Annotated in this window: 12 protein-coding genes, 1 tRNA gene and 1 CRISPR repeat array; of the genes, 11 read left to right on the plus strand and 2 right to left on the minus strand. The window is 44.6% G+C overall.

Annotated elements, in window-relative coordinates; translation table 11 throughout:
• Positions 1-18: 18 nt before the first annotated feature.
• The 4 genes from DWX32_RS14750 to DWX32_RS14765 all read left to right on the plus strand — a co-directional run bounded on the left by DWX32_RS14750 (position 19) and on the right by DWX32_RS14765 (position 6,823).
• Positions 19-690 (plus strand): phosphatase PAP2 family protein, encoded by a 672-nt coding sequence (locus tag DWX32_RS14750; RefSeq protein WP_118660440.1) that lies wholly within the window; start codon positions 19-21, stop codon positions 688-690.
• A 246-nt stretch (positions 691-936) separates the two neighbouring features.
• Complete coding sequence (locus DWX32_RS14755) at positions 937-4,734, plus strand: phosphoribosylformylglycinamidine synthase (RefSeq protein WP_117802506.1); 3,798 nt, start codon at positions 937-939, stop codon at positions 4,732-4,734.
• Between the two features lie 279 nt (positions 4,735-5,013).
• Positions 5,014-5,541 carry an RNA polymerase sigma factor gene (locus DWX32_RS14760; RefSeq protein WP_158579601.1) on the plus strand — a complete coding sequence of 176 codons (528 nt, stop codon included), beginning with the start codon at positions 5,014-5,016 and terminating at the stop codon, positions 5,539-5,541.
• Between the two features lie 223 nt (positions 5,542-5,764).
• Positions 5,765-6,823 carry a lactonase family protein gene (locus tag DWX32_RS14765; RefSeq protein ID WP_022463215.1) on the plus strand — a complete coding sequence of 353 codons (1,059 nt, stop codon included), beginning with the start codon at positions 5,765-5,767 and terminating at the stop codon, positions 6,821-6,823.
• Between the two features lie 84 nt (positions 6,824-6,907).
• On the opposite strand, the gene aroC is transcribed toward DWX32_RS14765, so the two are convergent.
• Entirely contained in the window at positions 6,908-8,014 is a 1,107-nt protein-coding gene (gene aroC / locus DWX32_RS14770) for a chorismate synthase (RefSeq protein ID WP_118660444.1), read from the minus strand.
• Between the two features lie 218 nt (positions 8,015-8,232).
• Here aroC and DWX32_RS14775 point away from each other — a divergent pair, with 218 nt between their 5' ends.
• The 3 genes from DWX32_RS14775 to DWX32_RS14785 are packed head-to-tail and all read left to right on the plus strand — an operon-like array spanning position 8,233 to position 11,849.
• A complete protein-coding gene (locus tag DWX32_RS14775) occupies positions 8,233-9,096 on the plus strand; it encodes a hypothetical protein (protein WP_117802502.1) in 864 nt (287 codons plus the stop codon).
• A gap of 15 nt (positions 9,097-9,111) precedes the next feature.
• Complete coding sequence (gene pyk / locus DWX32_RS14780; RefSeq protein ID WP_118660446.1) at positions 9,112-10,548, plus strand: pyruvate kinase; 1,437 nt, start codon at positions 9,112-9,114, stop codon at positions 10,546-10,548.
• A gap of 23 nt (positions 10,549-10,571) precedes the next feature.
• Positions 10,572-11,849 (plus strand): diaminopimelate decarboxylase, encoded by a 1,278-nt coding sequence (locus DWX32_RS14785; protein WP_117510246.1) that lies wholly within the window; start codon positions 10,572-10,574, stop codon positions 11,847-11,849.
• Between the two features lie 157 nt (positions 11,850-12,006).
• Here the strand turns inward: DWX32_RS14785 and DWX32_RS14790 are convergent.
• A tRNA-Leu gene (locus DWX32_RS14790) sits at positions 12,007-12,089 on the minus strand.
• Between the two features lie 412 nt (positions 12,090-12,501).
• Here DWX32_RS14790 and cas9 point away from each other — a divergent pair.
• From cas9 to csn2, 4 genes are read left to right on the plus strand one after another with little or no spacing between them, the layout of a single operon-like run.
• Entirely contained in the window at positions 12,502-16,479 is a 3,978-nt protein-coding gene (gene cas9 / locus DWX32_RS14795) for a type II CRISPR RNA-guided endonuclease Cas9 (protein ID WP_118660448.1), read from the plus strand.
• A complete protein-coding gene (gene cas1 / locus DWX32_RS14800) occupies positions 16,476-17,342 on the plus strand; it encodes a type II CRISPR-associated endonuclease Cas1 (protein ID WP_118660450.1) in 867 nt (288 codons plus the stop codon). The genes cas9 and cas1 overlap by 4 nt, the downstream gene beginning before the upstream one ends.
• A gap of 11 nt (positions 17,343-17,353) precedes the next feature.
• Positions 17,354-17,659 carry a CRISPR-associated endonuclease Cas2 gene (cas2, locus tag DWX32_RS14805; protein WP_117510243.1) on the plus strand — a complete coding sequence of 102 codons (306 nt, stop codon included), beginning with the start codon at positions 17,354-17,356 and terminating at the stop codon, positions 17,657-17,659.
• Positions 17,656-18,330, plus strand: coding sequence for a type II-A CRISPR-associated protein Csn2 (csn2, locus tag DWX32_RS14810; RefSeq protein WP_118660452.1), 675 nt, complete (start codon positions 17,656-17,658; stop codon positions 18,328-18,330). The genes cas2 and csn2 overlap by 4 nt, the downstream gene beginning before the upstream one ends.
• A 63-nt stretch (positions 18,331-18,393) precedes the next feature.
• A CRISPR array of direct repeats spans positions 18,394-19,552; the repeat unit is 36 nt; unit sequence GTTTGAGAATGATGTAAAAATGTATGGTACTCAAAC.
• Positions 19,553-19,604: the final 52 nt, after the last annotated feature.

The following is a 19,604-nucleotide window of genomic DNA, read 5'->3' on the forward strand; positions in this document are numbered from 1 at the left end:
GAAAAGTGGAGGGAAACTATGAAGATAATAAAAAAATATAAGCATTTTCTTCCGGTAGTGGTTTATGGTATTTTCTATCTGAAATGTTTTCAATATCTGGAAACGCACATTACGAAAGGTTATCATCTGATTCATACTCCGTTTGATGATATGATTCCGTTCTGTGAGTTTTTTGTGATTCCTTATTTTATGTGGTTTGGATTTATTGCATGGTCTGTCCTTTATTTCGGCCTCTGCAACAAGAACCGCAGAGAATATTATCAGCTGATTATCAACCTGGGAATCGGAATGACGGCGTTCCTCGTGATCTCCTATCTGTACCCGAACGGCCAGAACCTGCGCCCGACGGTATTCCCACGGGAGAACATTTTCACGGATCTGGTCAGAGGCCTTTACCTGACAGACACACCGACCAACGTATTCCCAAGTATTCACGTATATAATTCCGTAGCCGTAGCTGTTGCCGTAGAACACAGCGAGCAGCTCAAAAACCGCCCGGTATTCCGAAACGTCTGCCTGGGCCTGACGGTGCTGATTGTGTTTTCGACCATGTTTTTAAAACAGCACTCCGTATCGGATGTGTGCTGTGCGCTTGTTATGAATGCGGGAACCTGTATGCTGCTGTACCGGCCGGCAAAGGCGGGGAATGCACTGCGGACACGGGAGAAAAAAGCGAAATATAGAATGTAAAAACGGAAACGGACGGCCCGCGCACCAGAAAGTGCGCGGGCCTGACGGTTTAGGACGGGAGAGAATGGGTGATGAGTGGGATGGTAGTGCAGGAAAAATGAAATGCGTCCGTCTATTAAGAAACAAAACTTATAAAACATATAAGATATATTAATTTCATTTATAAAGATAAATATGCTATTCTGTAAGTAACGAAAGATTGTCCCGTTTTTGGGGGACTATGATTCAGACAAATGGAGGATAAAAATGAGTACAGTCAGACGCGTTTATGTGGAGAAAAAGCCGGAATTTGCGATTAAGGCGAAAGATCTGAAGCATGAAATCAAGCACTATCTGAACATCCAGACCGTAACCAACGTACGGGAGCTGATCCGGTACGATGTAGAAAATATCAGTGATGAGACATATGAGAAAGCATGTAAAGTAGTCTTTGCAGAGCCGCCGGTTGATATCTGCTATCAGGAAGATTTCCCGCGTGCAGAAGGTGCGAGAGTATTTTCCGTAGAATTCCTTCCGGGACAGTTTGATCAGAGAGCCGATTCTGCCGTACAGTGCGTGCAGTTCTTAAAAGAAGACGAGCAGCCGATCATCCGCTCCGCCGTTACGTATGTTATCGAAGGAGAGATGACTGATGAGCAGTTTGACGCAGTCAAAGCACACTGCATCAATCCAGTAGACTCCAGAGAGACAGGACTTGAAAAACCGGAAACCCTCGTGACAAAATTTGAAGAGCCGGCAGACGTCAAAATCTTCGACGGATTCATCGACATGCCGGAGGCAGAATTAAAAGCCCTGTACGATTCCCTCGGCCTTGCCATGACCTTCAAAGACTTCCTGCATATCCAGAACTACTTCCGCGGCGAAGAAAAACGCAATCCATCCATGACCGAGATCCGCGTACTCGATACCTACTGGTCCGATCACTGCCGCCATACCACCTTCTCCACCGAGCTTACCAACGTGACCTTCGGCGAAGGCGACTACTACGAGCCGATGAAAAAAAGCTACGACCGCTACTTAAGCGACCGTGAGGTACTCTACAAAGGCCGTGACGACAAATTCATCTGCCTTATGGACCTTGCCCTTCTGGCAATGAAAAAACTGAAATCCGAAGGAAAACTCGCAGATCAGGAAGAGTCTGATGAAATCAACGCATGCTCCATCGTCGTACCGGTAGATGTAGACGGAAAAGACGAAGAGTGGCTGATCAACTTCAAAAACGAGACCCACAACCACCCGACCGAGATCGAGCCGTTCGGTGGTGCAGCAACCTGCCTTGGCGGTGCAATCCGTGACCCGCTTTCCGGCAGAACCTACGTATATCAGGCAATGCGTGTGACCGGAGCCGCAGATCCGACCCGTCCGCAGAGCGAAACACTCGAAGGAAAACTTCCGCAGAAAAAACTCGTAAGAGAAGCAGCACACGGCTACAGCTCCTACGGAAACCAGATCGGTCTTGCAACCGGCTATGTCAAAGAAGTTTACCATCCGGACTACGTGGCAAAACGTATGGAGATCGGAGCTGTCCTTGGAGCAGCACCGCGCCGTGCCGTTGTCCGTGAAAATTCCGATCCGGGCGATATCATCATCCTGCTCGGCGGCCGTACTGGAAGAGATGGCTGCGGCGGTGCAACCGGTTCCTCCAAAGTACATACGACAGAATCCATCGAGACCTGCGGTGCAGAGGTACAGAAAGGAAACGCACCGACTGAGCGTAAACTGCAGAGACTGTTCCGCCGCGAGGAAGTCAGCCTTCTGATTAAAAAATGCAACGATTTCGGTGCAGGCGGAGTTTCCGTTGCCATCGGCGAGCTGGCACCGGGCCTTAAGATCAATCTGGACAAAGTACCGAAAAAATATGCCGGCCTCGACGGAACCGAGATCGCCATCTCCGAGTCCCAGGAGCGTATGGCCGTTGTCATCGACCCGAAAGACCGTGAGCAGTTCCTGAAATATGCCGCAGAAGAGAACCTGGAGGCAACCGAAGTTGCAGTCGTAACCGAGGACCCGCGTCTGGTACTCTCCTGGAGAGGAAAAGAGATCGTCAATATTTCCCGTGCATTCCTGGATACCAACGGAGCACATCAGGAGAATGATGTCTTCGTAGAGATTCCAAAAGCAGAGGACACTCCGTTAAAGAGAAGCGGTGATATTGCCGATGTCAAAGAAAAATGGCTGTCCACTCTGTCCGATCTTAACGCATGCTCCCAGAAGGGACTTGTTGAGATGTTCGACTCCTCCATCGGAGCAGCCAGCGTGCTGATGCCGTACGGCGGAAAATATCAGCTGACGGAAACTCAGGCCATGGTTGCAAAAGTGCCGGTTCCGGATGGAAAGACCAACACCGTTACCATGATGAGCTACGGCTTTGATCCATACGTATCGAGCTGGAGCCCGTATCACGGAGCAGTCTATGCCGTAACCGAGTCCCTGTCCCGCATCGTGGCAGTCGGCGGCGATTACAGCAAAGTCCGCTTCACCTTCCAGGAATATTTCCGCAGAATGACTGAGGATCCGCACCGCTGGAGCCAGCCGTTCGCAGCACTTCTTGGTGCATACGACGCACAGATGGGCTACGGCCTGCCGTCTATCGGAGGAAAAGACAGTATGTCCGGTACCTTCAACCATATCGATGTACCGCCGACACTCGTATCCTTCGCGGTTGACGTTGCAAAATTAAAAGATGTAGTATCTCCGGAGCTGAAAAACACAGGAGACAAACTCGTGTGGATCCACCTTCCAGTCGATGCACATCTGCTTCCAGAGTACGAAGGCGTCATGGAAACCTACAGAAAACTGCATGAGGATATGCAGAACGGCCGTGTGAAAGCCGCTTATGTCGTAGACCGTCAGGGTATCGTAGCAGCCGTATCCAAGATGGCATTCGGTAATGCTCTCGGCGTAACCATCGAGCACAATGTAGACGAGAGAGATCTCTTTACTCCATATATTGCAGATCTGATCTGCGAAGTTCCGGCTGAAAAAGTCGGAGAGCTGGCAAGCACCTACACCGTCATCGGTGAAGTGACAGACAAACCGGTTCTTTCCTATAAAGACACCGAAATCACCATCCGCGAGGCCGTTTCCGCATGGAACAAACCGCTGGAAAAAGTATTCAAGACCGTATCCGGTGCAGAGCTTCCGGATGTAGATGCCCTGAATGTGGCAGCAGCAGACGAAAACGGAATTGTTGCAGACAGCTGCTATCAGGCAAAGAGCATCCACGTATGCTCCCACAAGCTGGCACAGCCGACCGTATTCATTCCGGTCTTCCCGGGAACGAACTGTGAGTATGACAGCACCAGAGCTTTCGAGCGTGCCGGTGCAAAAGTTATCACTCAGGTATTCAGCAACCTTTCCGCAGAAGACATCCGCGGTTCTGTCGATGCCTTTGAAAAAGCCATCAACCAGGCGCAGATCATCATGTTCCCTGGCGGATTCTCCGCAGGTGATGAGCCGGATGGATCAGCAAAATTCTTTGCAACCGCATTCCAGAATGCGAAGATCAAAGAAGCTGTTACCAAACTGCTGAATGAGAGAGACGGACTTGCCCTTGGTATCTGCAACGGATTCCAGGCACTGATCAAATTGGGACTCGTTCCGTACGGTGAGATTCTCGGACAGACGGAAGATTCCCCGACTCTGACCTTCAACACCATCGGACGCCATATTTCCAAGATGGTTTACACGAAGGTTGTGACCAACAAATCCCCATGGCTGGCAGGCGCCGAGCTTGGCGGTGTTTACACCAACCCGGCATCCCACGGAGAGGGACGTTTCGTAGCATCGAAAGAGTGGATCGACAAGCTGATGGCAAACGGCCAGATTGCAACCCGCTACTGCGATGTCAACGGAAACCTGACCAACGACGAGTACTGGAATGTCAACGGTTCCTACTGCGGAATCGAGGGTATCACCAGCCCGGACGGCCGTGTCTTTGGTAAGATGGCACACGCAGAGCGCCGCGACAACGGCGTAGCAGTCAACATCTACGGAGAGCAGGATCTGAAGATCTTTGAGTCCGGTGTTGCTTACTTTAAATAAAATAAAACCAAAATAGAAGATTCCCGCAGAGAGGAAGAAAGCTCCTTTCTGCGGGAATTTTTTTGTCAGAAACAGTAATTTCTGATTTCGAAAGAAAAAATTTGATTATGCGCCGCGGTGCAGTTATAACGCAATATTTTGCTTTATTAACAAAAGTAATAAGGTCAAATAGTAGAAATATTCTGAAAAAATGAAAGATTTCGATAGTCTCAACACATTACATATATGACGGGCCCGGAAGAGAAGGACAGCGAAATAACAGGAGGGAGAAAGAAGTGTATGAGACAAGAGGAGGAACGATTTTTTCAGATCATATTCGAGAAAAACAGTCATGTGCTGTTCCGTTATATCTGCGGTCAGTTGAACAATGACCGGGAGACGGCGAAGGATGTGCTGAACGATGTATGGGAGGTATTGGTGGTAAAATTTGAAACCGTTGCCGATCTCGAAGGAGAAGAGATGACGAAATGGCTGTTCTGTGTGGCAAAAAACAAGATCAAGAATCAGCGCAGAAAACATTATTATCAGAATGAAGTTTCCTATACACAGTATCAGAAAGAGAACAGAAATGAAGGGGAGGCGGGCGCGACAGCCGAGATTGAGGAACGAATGGTGATGCAGAACTGCATCCAGAACCTGAAACCGATGGATCAGCGCATTTTCTGGGGGAGAGCATATGGATTCAGCTACAAAGAGCTCAGCGGATTCTGCAAGAAAAGCGAGCAGGCGCTGCAGTGCCAGTACAGCCGTGCAATCAAGAAACTGCAGGGAATGATGAGTCAGGAAATCAGTCTGACGAGAGCGTAGAAAATGGAAATGGTATGCAGCGGAAACCTCAACTCTTACAATCTAAAAACAATAGAAATATCTAAAAAATTCTCTGCAGGAGAATATCCTGTGTCTAAAAATAAAGTGTTACCGTTTACATATCAAAAATCCGTTTTCCTCGTTGTCGTGGCGCGGAAATTGTGTTAAAATATTTTTAGAAAATTCACACGATGTGCGAGAAGGCAGAAAGGATGAAAACAACATGAAGGATGAGTACGTAGCCTATGTAGGCACTTATACCCATGGAAGCAGCATTGGTATTCATTTATATGATGTAAATGTAGAAGAAGGCACTCTGACAGAGCGAAAAGTCATACCGGTCAACAACTCTTCCCACATTGCCCGTTCCTTAAACGGCAAATACCTGTATTCGATTGCAGATGAAGGCGTTGCAGTGTTTGCAGTGGAGGATGACGGAGACCTGACCCCGATCAACAAAGTAGACATCGACGGCATGCGCGGCTGCTATCTGTCGGTGGATAAAACCGGAAGATACCTGTTCGTGGCGGGCTATCATGACGGAAAAGTAACCGTTGTACATACCCATAAGGACGGCCGACTCGGAAGTCTGATGGACGGCGTGTTCCACAAGGGCCTTGGCAGTGTGGCAGAGCGTAACTTCCGCCCGCATGTCAGCTGTGTCGTTCCTACACCGGACAACAAATATGTCTGCGCAGTCGATAACGGCATTGACCAGATCAAAATGTACAAGCTGAACACACAGCGTGACCGCCTGAAACTGGTGGATATCCTGCGCTGTGAGCGTGAATCCGGTCCGAGAGAGATCGTTTTCAGTGAATCCGGAAAATACGCGTATGTCATTTACGAGCTGATGAACAAAGTCGATGTATTCAGCTACCGTGATACGGGAAACGGACCGGAATTTGAAAAACTGCAGTCGATCAGCACCACATCCGCGAACGTGGACCAGGCGCACGACGCTGCATCCGGCATGTGCCTTTCCCCGGATCACCACTACCTGTTTACTTCTACAGCCGGAGACAATACCGTAGCAATGTTCCATATCGACCCGGAGACCGGCTGCCTGGAGAAGAAGTTTGCACTTCCGATCAGCGGCGAATATCCAAAGGATATTGCAATGTTCCCGGACGGAAAACATATCGCAGTGGCAAACCATGAGTCCAACACGATCACAACATTTACCGTTGATTATGAGAAAAACGTGCTGGTTCAGAAAGGCCGCCCGATGAAAGTGGAGACGCCGAACTGTATTCTGATTACGAAAAAAGGCGTTCACTAAAAAAATAACGCAAAAATGCCTGCAGGAAGAACTGTATCCCGCAGGCATTTTTTGTGTTGAAGCCAGAAAGAAGCAGTCCGGCCTTTATTTCTCGTCCAGAGCCCAGACTTTCTTTACATTGTCCAGTTTGGCGCTCATGCCGACGAGCAGTGCGTCCGCCAGGACAAGAGCGGTCATGCATTCCACGACAACAACGGCGCGTGCAACGACGATCGGGTCGTGACGGCCTTTGATTTCGATGGCAATGTTTTCACCATCTTTGTTGATGGTCTGCTGGGAAGCAGCAACGGACGGGGTCGGTTTGAAACCAGCCCGGACAACGATATCGCTTCCGTCGCTGATACCGCCTAAAATACCGCCGGCGTGGTTGGCCAGCTTGACAATGGAGCCGTCCGCATTTACATGGAAGGCATCGTTATTGGTAAGCCCGGTAGCTGTGCAGACCGAGAAACCGTCTCCGATTTCCACGCCTTTTACGGCGCCGATGGAGACGAGTGCTTTTGCAAGGTTGGCATCGAGCTTTTCAAACACCGGATCGCCGACACCGGCCGGCATATGGTGAACGACACATTCGACCACACCGCCGACGGAATTTTTTTCTGCCATGGCTTTTGTTAAAAGCTCGGAAGCCTTTTCGGCAGCCTCTGCATCCGGCATATTCAGGGCGTTATTCGCGATTTCAGCGGCATCAAAAGACTGGATTTCCACGTCACCGATGGAGCGGGTGTAGGCGGAAACGGTGATGCCAAGCTCAGAGAGCATTTTTAAGGCAATGGCACCTGCAGCCACGCGTGCGATCGTCTCGCGTCCTGAGGAGCGTCCGCCGCCGCGGTAGTCGCGGAAACCGTATTTTGCATCAAACGTATAGTCGGCGTGGCCCGGTCTGTAATAGGAAGCAATGTCGCTGTAATCTTTGGAATGCTGATCCTCATTCCATACCACCATGGAAATCGGGGTACCGGTCGTTTTTCCTTCGAAAGTGCCGGATAAAATCTGAACGGTATCGGATTCTTTCCGTTTTGTGGTAAAGCGGTTCTGTCCCGGCTTCCTGCGGTCGAGGTAAACCTGAATATCCTCCTCGGAAAGCGAAAGGCCGGCCGGCACTCCGTCCACAACAACGCCCACGCCTTTTCCATGAGACTCTCCCCAGGTGGTCAGTCTGAAGATGGTACCAAATGATGATCCTGCCATATATAAAGTCCTCCTGAATTTTTTCGTATATTTATAAAATAACTGGAAAAGATTTCTAATAAATTATACCGGAAAGTAAAACATTCGTAAAGCTCTTTTTCAGAGACGAAATTCACCGTTATACCGTTTGACAAACGAAAAGGCAGCACGTATAATGAGAATGTATTTTCGGGCAGTGAAAGCCGGTGAAATAAAACAAACAAAAAGGAAGAGTGTGCATGAATTTTTTAGACAAAATGGAGCGAAAATATGGGAGATATGCGTTAAGCCATCTGACGATGTACATTATCGTAACGTACATTGCGGGATATATCATTGCGCTTGCGGCTCCCATCATGAGACAGTATCTGACGCTGGAACCATACTATATTCTGCATGGCCAGATCTGGCGTCTGGTGAGCTGGATTCTGATTCCGCCGAGCAGTCTCGACATCTTTACGATCATTATGCTGTTTTTCTACTACTCAATCGGAACGAGTCTTGAAAGAGCCTGGGGAGATTTCAAATATAACGTTTATATCTTTTCGGGTATTCTGATGACGATCCTCGGTTCCTTCCTGCTGTATGGAATCGAGTACGCAGTGAAGGGGTATCCGGCGCTGATGGGAACTGCATTCAGCACCTATTATATCAGCCTTTCTATTTTTCTTGGCTTTGCGATCAGTTTTCCGGATATGCAGGTGCTTTTGTACTTTATTATCCCGATCAAGATCAAATGGCTGGCGTATCTTGACGTAGCACTTCTTGCTTATAGCATGATTACCAGCATTCTGAGCGGAAACTGGGCAGGATGTGTTGTTATTTTGTGTTCCCTGGCAAACGTCCTGGTGTTTTTCCTGATGACAAGAAAGGGAAAACATAACTCTTTCCGGCAGAACAGACGCAGGAAAGAATTTAAAAAAGCCGTATCAAGAGGAGAAGCCGAATACCGCAATCCAAATGGAATCACAAAACACAAATGTGCGATTTGCGGGCGGACTGAAAAGGATGATCCGAATCTGGAGTTCCGTTTCTGCTCCAGATGCAACGGAAATTATGAATACTGCCAGGATCACCTGTTTACGCATGAACATGTAAAATAAAGAAGGAGAGAAAGTATGAGAAGAACGAAAATTGTCTGCACCATGGGGCCAAATACCAACTCCCGTGACCTGATGAAAAAACTGATTGAAACCGGAATGGATGTTGCTCGTTTTAATTTTTCTCATGGAGACCACGATGAGCAGAAAATGCGTATGGATATGCTGAAAGAGCTTCGAAAAGAGCTGAAAACTCCTGTGGCAATCCTTCTGGATACCAAAGGACCGGAAATCCGTACCGGTGTTTTGAAAGATGGCAAAAAAGTAAATCTGGTAACCGGACAGACCTTCACCCTGACAACCGTTCAGGAGACCGGAGATGAAAATCACTGTTCGGTCAGCTACACCGGCCTTACCGACGATATCAAAGAGGGAGACACAATTCTGATCGATGATGGTCTGATCGGCCTGCGCGTAGAAAAAGTAAATGCACCGGAAATTGTCTGTACCGTAGTAAACGGCGGCGAGCTCGGAGAGAAGAAGGGTGTGAATGTACCAAACGTTTCGATCAATCTTCCGAACCTCACGGAGAAAGACAAAGGAGATCTTCTCTTTGGTATTGAACAGGATATTGATTTTGTAGCGGCTTCTTTTATCCGAAATGCAGAGGCAATTAACGAAATCCGTGAGTTCCTTGTGGCAAACGGAGGAGAGCATATTGATATCATTGCCAAGATCGAAAATGCGGAGGGTGTGCAGAACATCGACAGCATCATCGATGCGGCAGATGGTGTGATGGTTGCAAGGGGAGACCTTGGTGTAGAGATTCCGGCGTGCCAGGTACCGCATGTACAGAAAATCATCATTGAAAAATGCAATCATAAATACAAACCGGTTATCACAGCAACCCAGATGCTGGATTCCATGATCCGGAATCCGCGTCCGACCCGTGCAGAGGTAGCCGATGTTGCGAATGCAATTTATGATGGAACGGATGCGATCATGCTCTCCGGCGAAACAGCAGCCGGAAAATATCCGGTCGAGGCAGTTACCATGATGGGAGAGATTGCCGAGCAGACAGAGCGCTATCTGAAATTCGAAGATTACCGCGATGGAAAAGCGCTGGAAGGAAAACTGAATGTTTCCGCGGCAGTCGGAAGTGCAGCCGTTTCTATGGTAGAACACATCAAAGCAGCCTGCATTGTGACCCCGACGATGTCCGGTCAGACCGCAAGACTGATCTCCAACCTTCGTCCGAGCGTACCGATTTACGGCGTTACCCCATATGAATGGGCAAGAAGAAAAATGCAGCTCTACTGGGGCGTTCGTCCGGTGACCGGATACGAGGAAGATTCTACGGAGAACATTATTTCCCATGCCATGTATATGGTGCGCCGTGAGGAGCTCGTAGAACGTGGCGATATGGTTATTTTTACGGCCGGAGACCCTGCTACTAACGAGGTGACGGGTGAAGGATATATGACAAACATGCTTCACATTATTCAGGCAAAATAAGCAGAAGAAGGAGACAAAAGAGAATGACGAAGAAGCCTTTTGTAACAAAAGAAAAACTGGAAGAAATCGCAGCAGCAGTACCAACTCCGTTTCACATTTACGATGAAAAAGGAATTCGTGAGAATGCGAAAGCAGTAAAGGAAGCTTTTTCCTGGAATCCGGGATTTCGTGAGTATTTTGCTGTGAAAGCGAACCCAAACCCGACACTGATCAAAATGCTGGGTGAATATGACTGCGGATGCGACTGCTCTTCTTACACGGAGCTGATGCTTTCCGATGCGATGGGATTTGAGAAAGATAAAATCATGTTTTCATCCAACGTAACACCGGCTGCAGAGTATCAACTGGCTGCAGAGCTTGGTGCGATCATTAACCTTGATGATATTACACATATTGATTTTCTTGAGAAAACATTAGGCTACATTCCGAAGAAAATCTGCTGCCGTTATAACCCGGGCGGACTGTTTAAAATCAGCACCGACATCATGGATAATCCGGGAGATGCCAAATACGGTATGACAACCGAGCAGATTTTTGAGGCATTCCGCATTCTGAAGGCAAAAGGGGCAGAAGAGTTCGGCATCCATTCCTTCCTTGCAAGTAATACCGTAACCAACGATTACTACCCGGTTCTGGCAAAAACACTGTTTGAGCTGGCTGTAAAGCTGCAGAAAGAGACAGGCGTAAAAATCAAATTCATCAATCTTTCCGGCGGTGTCGGAATCCCGTACAAACCAGGTCAGGAAGGCAATGACATCCGCGTGATTGGTGAGGGTGTACATAAAGTGTACGATGAAGTCCTCGTTCCGGCCGGCATGGGCGATGTTGCAATTTATACGGAAATGGGCCGTTTCATGATGGGACCGTACGGCGGACTCGTTACGCGCGCAATCCATCAGAAACACATTTACAAAGAGTATATCGGCTGTGATGCATGCGCGGTCAATCTGATGCGGCCGGCAATGTACGGCGCTTACCACCACATCACGGTGATGGGAAAAGAAGATCAGCCGTGCGACCACAAATATGACGTAACAGGTTCCCTGTGCGAAAACAACGATAAATTCGCGATCGACCGCATGCTTCCGGAAGTGGAAGTCGGAGACCTCCTCTTCATCCACGACACCGGCGCACATGGATTTTCCATGGGATACAACTACAACGGAAAATTAAAATCTGCAGAGGTTCTGTTAAAAGAGGACGGCAGCTTTGAAGTCATCCGCCGCGCAGAAACCCCGAAAGACTATTTCGCTACACTGGATGGAACACCGGAGTATGAAAAGATGTTTGGAAATAAATAAGAGATAACAACAGTAAAACCCCTTTCAAAAAGAACCATGCGGCAGATGGCCGGTTCTTCGAAAGGGGTTTTCTTTCTTTTAAAAGCTGTTTTTTTGAAGGGAAGACAATAAAAAAAGATCTGCATCAACGTTCGTTTTTGCAGATCTTTTTTAGCTATGCCGCTGGCCGGACTCGAACCGGCACGGTTATTCACCGCTTGATTTTGAGTCAAGTGCGTCTACCAATTCCGCCACAGCGGCAGTGTTCGTAATCAGAACAAGATATATTTTACCATAAAAACAAGAAGGACGCAAGAGAAAAAAATGGAATAATTATCATAAAAACTTTCTAAAAAAGATTGACGAAAGGAAAAAATAGAAGTATAGTGTAGATAGTTTAGTACCATACTAAATTTTACATCATAAGTTCAAATAACGATTTATCGAAAACGCCATCGTTAGATGGTCCACAGTGTGTGGAACGAAAACTGTTGTCTTCATAGACAGCAGTTTTTTGTTGTCTAAAATTAGAAATGAAACATGGTTATGATTCAGTACTGTGAGAACAGCAAGAACCAGGAAGTAGAATTGTTGAAAATAGGAAAGAAAAGATGTAAAAAATCAAAATATATGGTAAAATTAGATAAAATGTAGAAAATGGAGGAAAGAACAGATGAAAGGGGAATATTATCTCGGACTTGATATGGGAAGCAGTTCGGTTGGATGGGCTGTGACAAATGAGAAGTACGAAATTTTGCGCGCACATGGAAAAACACTTTGGGGTGTACGGCTATTTGACAGTGCACAGACTGCAGAAGAGAGAAGAGGGTTTCGGACAGCAAAACGAAGATTGGATCGTCGTAATTGGAGAATAGAATTGCTGCAGAAAATTTTTGCGGAAGAAGTAGAAAAGATAGATGATGGATTTTTTCGCAGAATGAAAGAGAGTCGTTACTGGCCAGAGGATAAGCGTGACAGGCAGGGAAAGTGTCCAGAACTTCCCTATGCATTGTTTGCGGATGATGATTACACAGACAAAGAATATCATAAACAGTTTCCAACCATCTATCATCTGAGAAAATGGTTAATGGAAACTGACGAAACGCCTGATATTCGCCTGATATATCTTGCTCTGCATCATATGATGAAACACAGAGGCCATTTTCTATTAAACGGAAATATCGAACAGGTAAGAGAATTTCAGACAACATTTGAACAGTTCCTTGAAGCAGTGAGGGCAGAAGAACTTGGCTTTTCTTCCGAGATTGGAGTGGAAAGAAGCAAGGAAATAGAGGCAATTTTAAAAGACCGAACATTGACCAAATCTGCGAAAAAGACAAAAGCAGTAAAAGCAATGCGGGCAGAAACATCCTGTGAAAAAGAGTGGCTGGGATTGATTACCGGTGGAACAGCAAAACTGGGAAATCTGTTTGGGGAAAAACAGATGGATACACTGGAACGGCCAAAACTTTGCTTCGCAGATGCAGGTTATGAAGAATACGCTGGAGAGATCGAAGCAGAGCTGGGAGAAAAATATGTATTAATTGAACACGCAAAAGCAGTGTACGATTGGGCTGTTCTGGCTGATATTTTGCAGAACTATTCTTCTCTTTCAGAGGCAAAAGTGGCACTTTATGAAAAGCATAAAAAGGATCTGAAAAATCTGAAAAAGCTGGTCAGAGAGAATCTTTCAAGGGAAGAATATCAGAGACTGTTTGCAAAAAAGGATGAAAAAGCTAATTATTATGCGTATATCAAGGCGCCAAAACAATGTAGTCAGGAAGACTTTTACGGTTATCTGAAAAAGAATATTCTGGGCAAGATATCAGATGTGACGAAAGCATCCTGCATGCAGAAGGAAATGGAAATGGGAACGTTTCTTCCGAAACAGACTGTAAAAGACAACAGTGTCATTCCATATCAGATTCATTTATATGAATTAAATGCAATCCTGAAAAATCTGGAAGATAAAGTTCCGCTACTGAAAGAGAATGGAGAGAAGATTCAAAAGATTTTCACATTCCGCATTCCGTACTACGTAGGACCCTTAAACGGAATTCGAAAAAAAGGGGAGAAGAGTAACTGGGCGGTACGAAAAGAAGGCAAAATATATCCATGGAACTTCGATGAGATGGTAGATTTGGAAGCAAGTGCAGAGCAGTTTATTCGAAGAATGACGAATAAATGTACTTATCTGCCAAGTGAAGATGTTTTACCAAAGTATTCTCTGCTGTACAGCAAATACGAAGTTTTAAATGAATTAAATAATCTGCGTTTGGATGGAGAAAAGATATCTGTAGAGCAGAAACAGAAAATATATGAAGAAGTATTCCAGAAAAGCAGAAAAGTTACACAGAAAAAACTGAAAAACTATTTAGTGAAAGAAGGAATTACCGGAAAAGAAGTTGAAATTACCGGAATTGATGGTGATTTCAAGAGTTCTCTTACGGCATACCATGACTTTAAAGAGAAATTAACAAATTTGTCACTGAACCAGGCGGAAAAAGAATGCATCATCCTGAACGTAACGCTGTTTGGAGATGATAAAGCGATACTGAAACAGAGATTAAAGAAACTGTTTCCGGAGTTGACAGAAAAACAAAGAGACAGCATAAGTAAACTGCCGTATCGTGGTTGGGGAAGACTCTCAAAAGTGTTTTTGGAAGAGACGGAAGCACCGGCACCGGAAACGGGAGAGGCATGGTCTATTATTCGGGCTTTGTGGGAGACGAATGACAATCTGATGCAACTGCTTAGCGAAAAATATTTGTTTGCATCGGCAATCGAAGAAAAGAATGGAAACGAACAGAAAAAACGGGATATTTCGTATGAATTAGTCGAGGAACTTTACGTATCACCGGCAGTGAAGCGGCAGATTTGGCAGAGCCTTTTGATTGTAAAGGAAATCTGTAAAGTGATGGGAAACCCACCGAAACGTGTTTTTATAGAAATGGCAAGAGAAAAAAACGATCAGGGAAGAACATCTTCAAGAAAAAAGAAACTGCTGGAACTCTATAAAAAATGTAAAGTGGAAGAAAAAGACTGGATAGATGAGATTGAAAAACGTTCCGATGCGGAAATGAGAAGAGACAAGCTGTATTTGTATTATACGCAAAAAGGAAAATGCATGTATTCCGGTGAAACAATTGAACTGGAGGAATTGTGGGATAATCAGAAGTATGACATTGATCATATTTTTCCACAGTCCAAAGTGATGGATGATAGCCTGGATAACCGGGTACTTGTAAAGAAAAAGTGTAATCAGATGAAAGAGGATAAATATCCGATCGATGAAACAGTTCGGAAAAAAATGCAGCCATTCTGGAAATCTTTAGTGGATGCCGGATTGATCAGTGAAGAAAAATATAAACGGCTGATAAGAGGAAATGGATTTGAACCGTCTGAATTGGCTGGATTTATTTCCAGGCAGCTGGTGGAAACTCGTCAGAGTACAAAAGCGGCAGCAAGTATTCTGCAGCAGGTGATCCCGGATACACAGATTGTTTATGTGAAAGCGCCAACCGTTTCAAAGTTCCGTAAGGATTTTAAATTTCTGAAGGTACGGGAGATGAATGATTATCATCATGCGAAGGATGCTTATTTGAATATTGTCGTTGGCAACGCATATTTTGTAAAATTTACATCAAATCCGATTCACTTCATTAAGGAAAATCCGGGAAGAAGTTATAACCTGAAGAAGATGTTTGAACAGGAAAGAATTGAACGAAACGGAGAAATTGCCTGGGAAAGCGGGAACAGAACCATTGCGACAGTCCGAAAATTTATGGAAAAGAACAACATTCTTGTGACGCGAAGATCGTATGAGGCAACAGGTGCATTGTTTGACCAGCAGATTGTCAAAAAAGGAAAAGGCCAGGTTCCGATCAAGAGCAGTGATGAACGGCTTTGTGATATACAGAAGTATGGAGGATATAACAAAGAGGCGGGAGCTTACTTTGTACTGGCAGAATCGGAGGGCAAAAAGGGAAAGAAAATACGAACAATCGAGTATGTGCCGATTCGTCTGAAAAAGGAAATTCAGAAGTCAGAAGAAAATATAATTCGGTATCTGGAAGAGGAAAGACAGTTAAAGAATCCGCGAGTGCTGGTGCCGGAAATCAAAATAGATACTCTGTTTTGTGTGGACGGATTTTATATGTGGGTTTCCGGAAGATCAGGAGATCAGCTATTGATGCAAGGTGCAAATCAGCTGGTACTTTCCCAGGAAGAAACGGAAATACTGAAAAAAATAGTACAGTACGTGGAACGTAAAAAACAGAATAAAGAACTGAAAATTTACGATTCCGACCATTTAGAAGAAAAGAAGGTGGTGATGCTGTATGAAACCTTTTTAAATAAATTAACAAATACGGTATATGCAAAAAAACTTGGAGCACAGGCAAAGACATTAACGGAAAAAAGAGAAAAATTTAAAGAATTATGCATGGAAGAAAAGTGTATCGTTTTGTATGAAATTTTACATTTTTTCCAGTGCCAGAGTGTTACCGCTGATTTGAAATTAATTGGAGGATCTGGAAGAGCAGGAGTTTTGTGTCTCAACAAAAATATAACCGATTGCAATCGAATCGAAATGATTCATCAATCGCCAACCGGTATTTACGAGCAGGCAGTAGACCTGAATGCATTATGAGCTGGCGGATTGTGGTTATTTCCAAACGGGCAAAGCTGGACTATCAGCTTGGTTATCTTGTGGTGCGAAATGAGGAAGTAACAAAAATACATTTAAGTGAAATATCAACCATTCTGATTGAGTCAACAGCAGCAACAGTCACAACAAGTCTGCTGGCAGAGCTGACAAAAAAGAAAATAAAAGTGATTTTTTGCGATGAAAAGAGAAATCCATCGTCGGAACTGGTTGGGTATTACGGAAGTCATGATACCAGCAATAAGGTCAGAAAGCAGATTCAGTGGAGCCGGCACAGTAAAGAAGCGATCTGGACAGAGATTGTGACGGAAAAAATACGAAAACAGAAGGAACTGTTAAAAAATCTGGGAAAGGAAGAAGCGGGTCTGTTAGAAGCATATTTACAGGAGATTGGCTGGAACGATGAGACAAACCGGAAAGGGCATGCGGCAAAGGTATATTTTAATGCGTTGTTCGGTATGACATTTACCAGAACTGCGGATTGTCCGGAAAATGCAGCGCTGAATTACGGATATAGCATTTTGTTGTCTGCGTTTGCGAGAGAAATTGTAGCGAGCGGTTATATTACACAGCTCGGACTCTTTCATGATAATATGTTTAATCAGTTTAATCTGGCGTCCGATTTGATGGAACCGTTCCGTGTCCTGATTGACCGGGAAGTAATCCAAATGCAGAGGAAAGAATTTACGCATGAGGAAAAAATACAGTTGGTCAATGTATTAAACAACGAAGTCATGATAGACGGGAAAACACAGTATGTGAATAATGCCATAAAAATTTACTGTAAAAGTGTATTTGATGCCTTAAATGAGAATGACAGTGCATTGATCCGGTTTTACGGCCTATGAGTTATCGTTTTATGAGAGTATTGGTACTGTTTGATCTTCCAGTGCTGACGGGCGATCAGAGAAGAGAATATGCGAGATTTCGAAAGTTTTTATTGAAAAGCGGATTCCTGATGCTCCAGGAATCCGTATACTGTAAGCTTGCGTTAAATACAACTGCAGTGAATGGAATCGTGGATCAGATTCATAAAAATAAGCCGGAAGAAGGCCTGGTACAGCTTTTAACGGTGACTGAGAAGCAGTATGCGAAAATGGATCTGATTGTTGGGAACGTAAAGAGTGAAGTGTTGAATACGGATGAAAGGCTGGTGATTTTATGAAACTGGTACATGTGGACTTGGAAAAACCTATTGCGATTCATCGGAACTGTCCCACAGAATGGATTATAGAATCACCGGAGCTGTTTTTAAAATATGTGGAGCAGCTGCAAAAACAAAATCAGGGAGAGGAGGGAAATTTCGTACTTTCTAAAGCTGACACAGAGCTGAATATGAAAAGAGATGTGGAATTGGTATTAACGCCCTTTTCTCTTGATTTTGCGGATCACAGAATACAAAAACGGTTATTTACAGAGCTGGTCAAAAGTGCGCAAAATGAAGAAATGTTTCTGGAAACACAGAGAATTATTGCGGAACTGAAGAAATACATCTATCAATTGGAAGCTGCCAGTGGGTACGAATTGGAACAAAATGAGGAAATCGATTTGAGCGCACTCCTAAAATTGATGGGAGTTCAGACAGAAACCGAAAAAGAGATGGGACTTCTGGAAAAATTAACGCAATATATCAAAGTTATGGCCGAACTTCTCCAAAAAGAACTGGTGATTTTGGTCAATATTCGATCCTATCTGAACGAAACACAAATAAACAAACTCTCCCAAATGGCATGCTACTATGAAATATCCTTGCTTTTCATAGAAAATATACAAAGGGACTTTTCGAATCAGAGAGAATATTATATAATTGACAAAGATGGATGTGATGTCTATTAATATCCATCGGATGTTTGAGTACCTGTTTTGTGCAGATGAAAGCAGTTCATTTTTAAATTTGAGGTTTGAGAATGATGTAAAAATGTATGGTACTCAAACACTACGACTATTACAATACCGGAAAACGGAGTTTGAGAATGATGTAAAAATGTATGGTACTCAAACCACTTTAAACTCCATTCCTACTTTTCTTGTGTTTGAGAATGATGTAAAAATGTATGGTACTCAAACGCATACTGGTTTGAACAGCCGCACATGCCTGTTTGAGAATGATGTAAAAATGTATGGTACTCAAACTGGACTTGATAATATTGGTGTAATCAATGAGTTTGAGAATGATGTAAAAATGTATGGTACTCAAACTCTCCGGTCGCAGTTCCCGCAGCAGCGAGGTTTGAGAATGATGTAAAAATGTATGGTACTCAAACAATGGAACAGGCAGTGAAGATGCACTTCATGTTTGAGAATGATGTAAAAATGTATGGTACTCAAACCAAGAAAAAATTGTGCCAAACCACAGCAAAGTTTGAGAATGATGTAAAAATGTATGGTACTCAAACCGCACGCGCGCGCGCACGCACGCAGGGAGTGTTTGAGAATGATGTAAAAATGTATGGTACTCAAACTGGTCGCCCGGAAAGGAAGAATCATGGAATGGTTTGAGAATGATGTAAAAATGTATGGTACTCAAACGTTCTCCATTTCTTCGTTGATTTCCTGCATGTTTGAGAATGATGTAAAAATGTATGGTACTCAAACAAGAAGCGATAAAAAAGAACCTGGCGGCAAGTTTGAGAATGATGTAAAAATGTATGGTACTCAAACGTTTTTGAACATCGGAATCGGCTGCTGAAAGTTTGAGAATGATGTAAAAATGTATGGTACTCAAACCAGCACTTCCCGCGGTACACCACACTTCTGGTTTGAGAATGATGTAAAAATGTATGGTACTCAAACTAAACAGCAATAAACACCCATACCACCTTAGTTTGAGAATGATGTAAAAATGTATGGTACTCAAACAACGGCAAAGTGTTCACGATCCCGACAGGGGGTTTGAGAATGATGTAAAAATGTATGGTACTCAAACGTAACCGTTTGTCATAGACGAGTGAAAATAGTTTGAGAATGATGTAAAAATGTATGGTACTCAAACCTTTCAGAAACCCTGGACGCCCTGACAATCGTTTGAGAATGATGTAAAAATGTATGGTACTCAAACCTCCGGCGTTCCTCTCGTGCTTGCTTCTCGTTTGAGAATGATGTAAAAATGT

Origin of the sequence: Blautia sp. AF19-13LB (assembly GCF_003479105.1) — a bacterium.
In the GTDB taxonomy this organism is placed as follows: Bacteria; Bacillota; Clostridia; order Lachnospirales; family Lachnospiraceae; genus Fusicatenibacter; species Fusicatenibacter saccharivorans.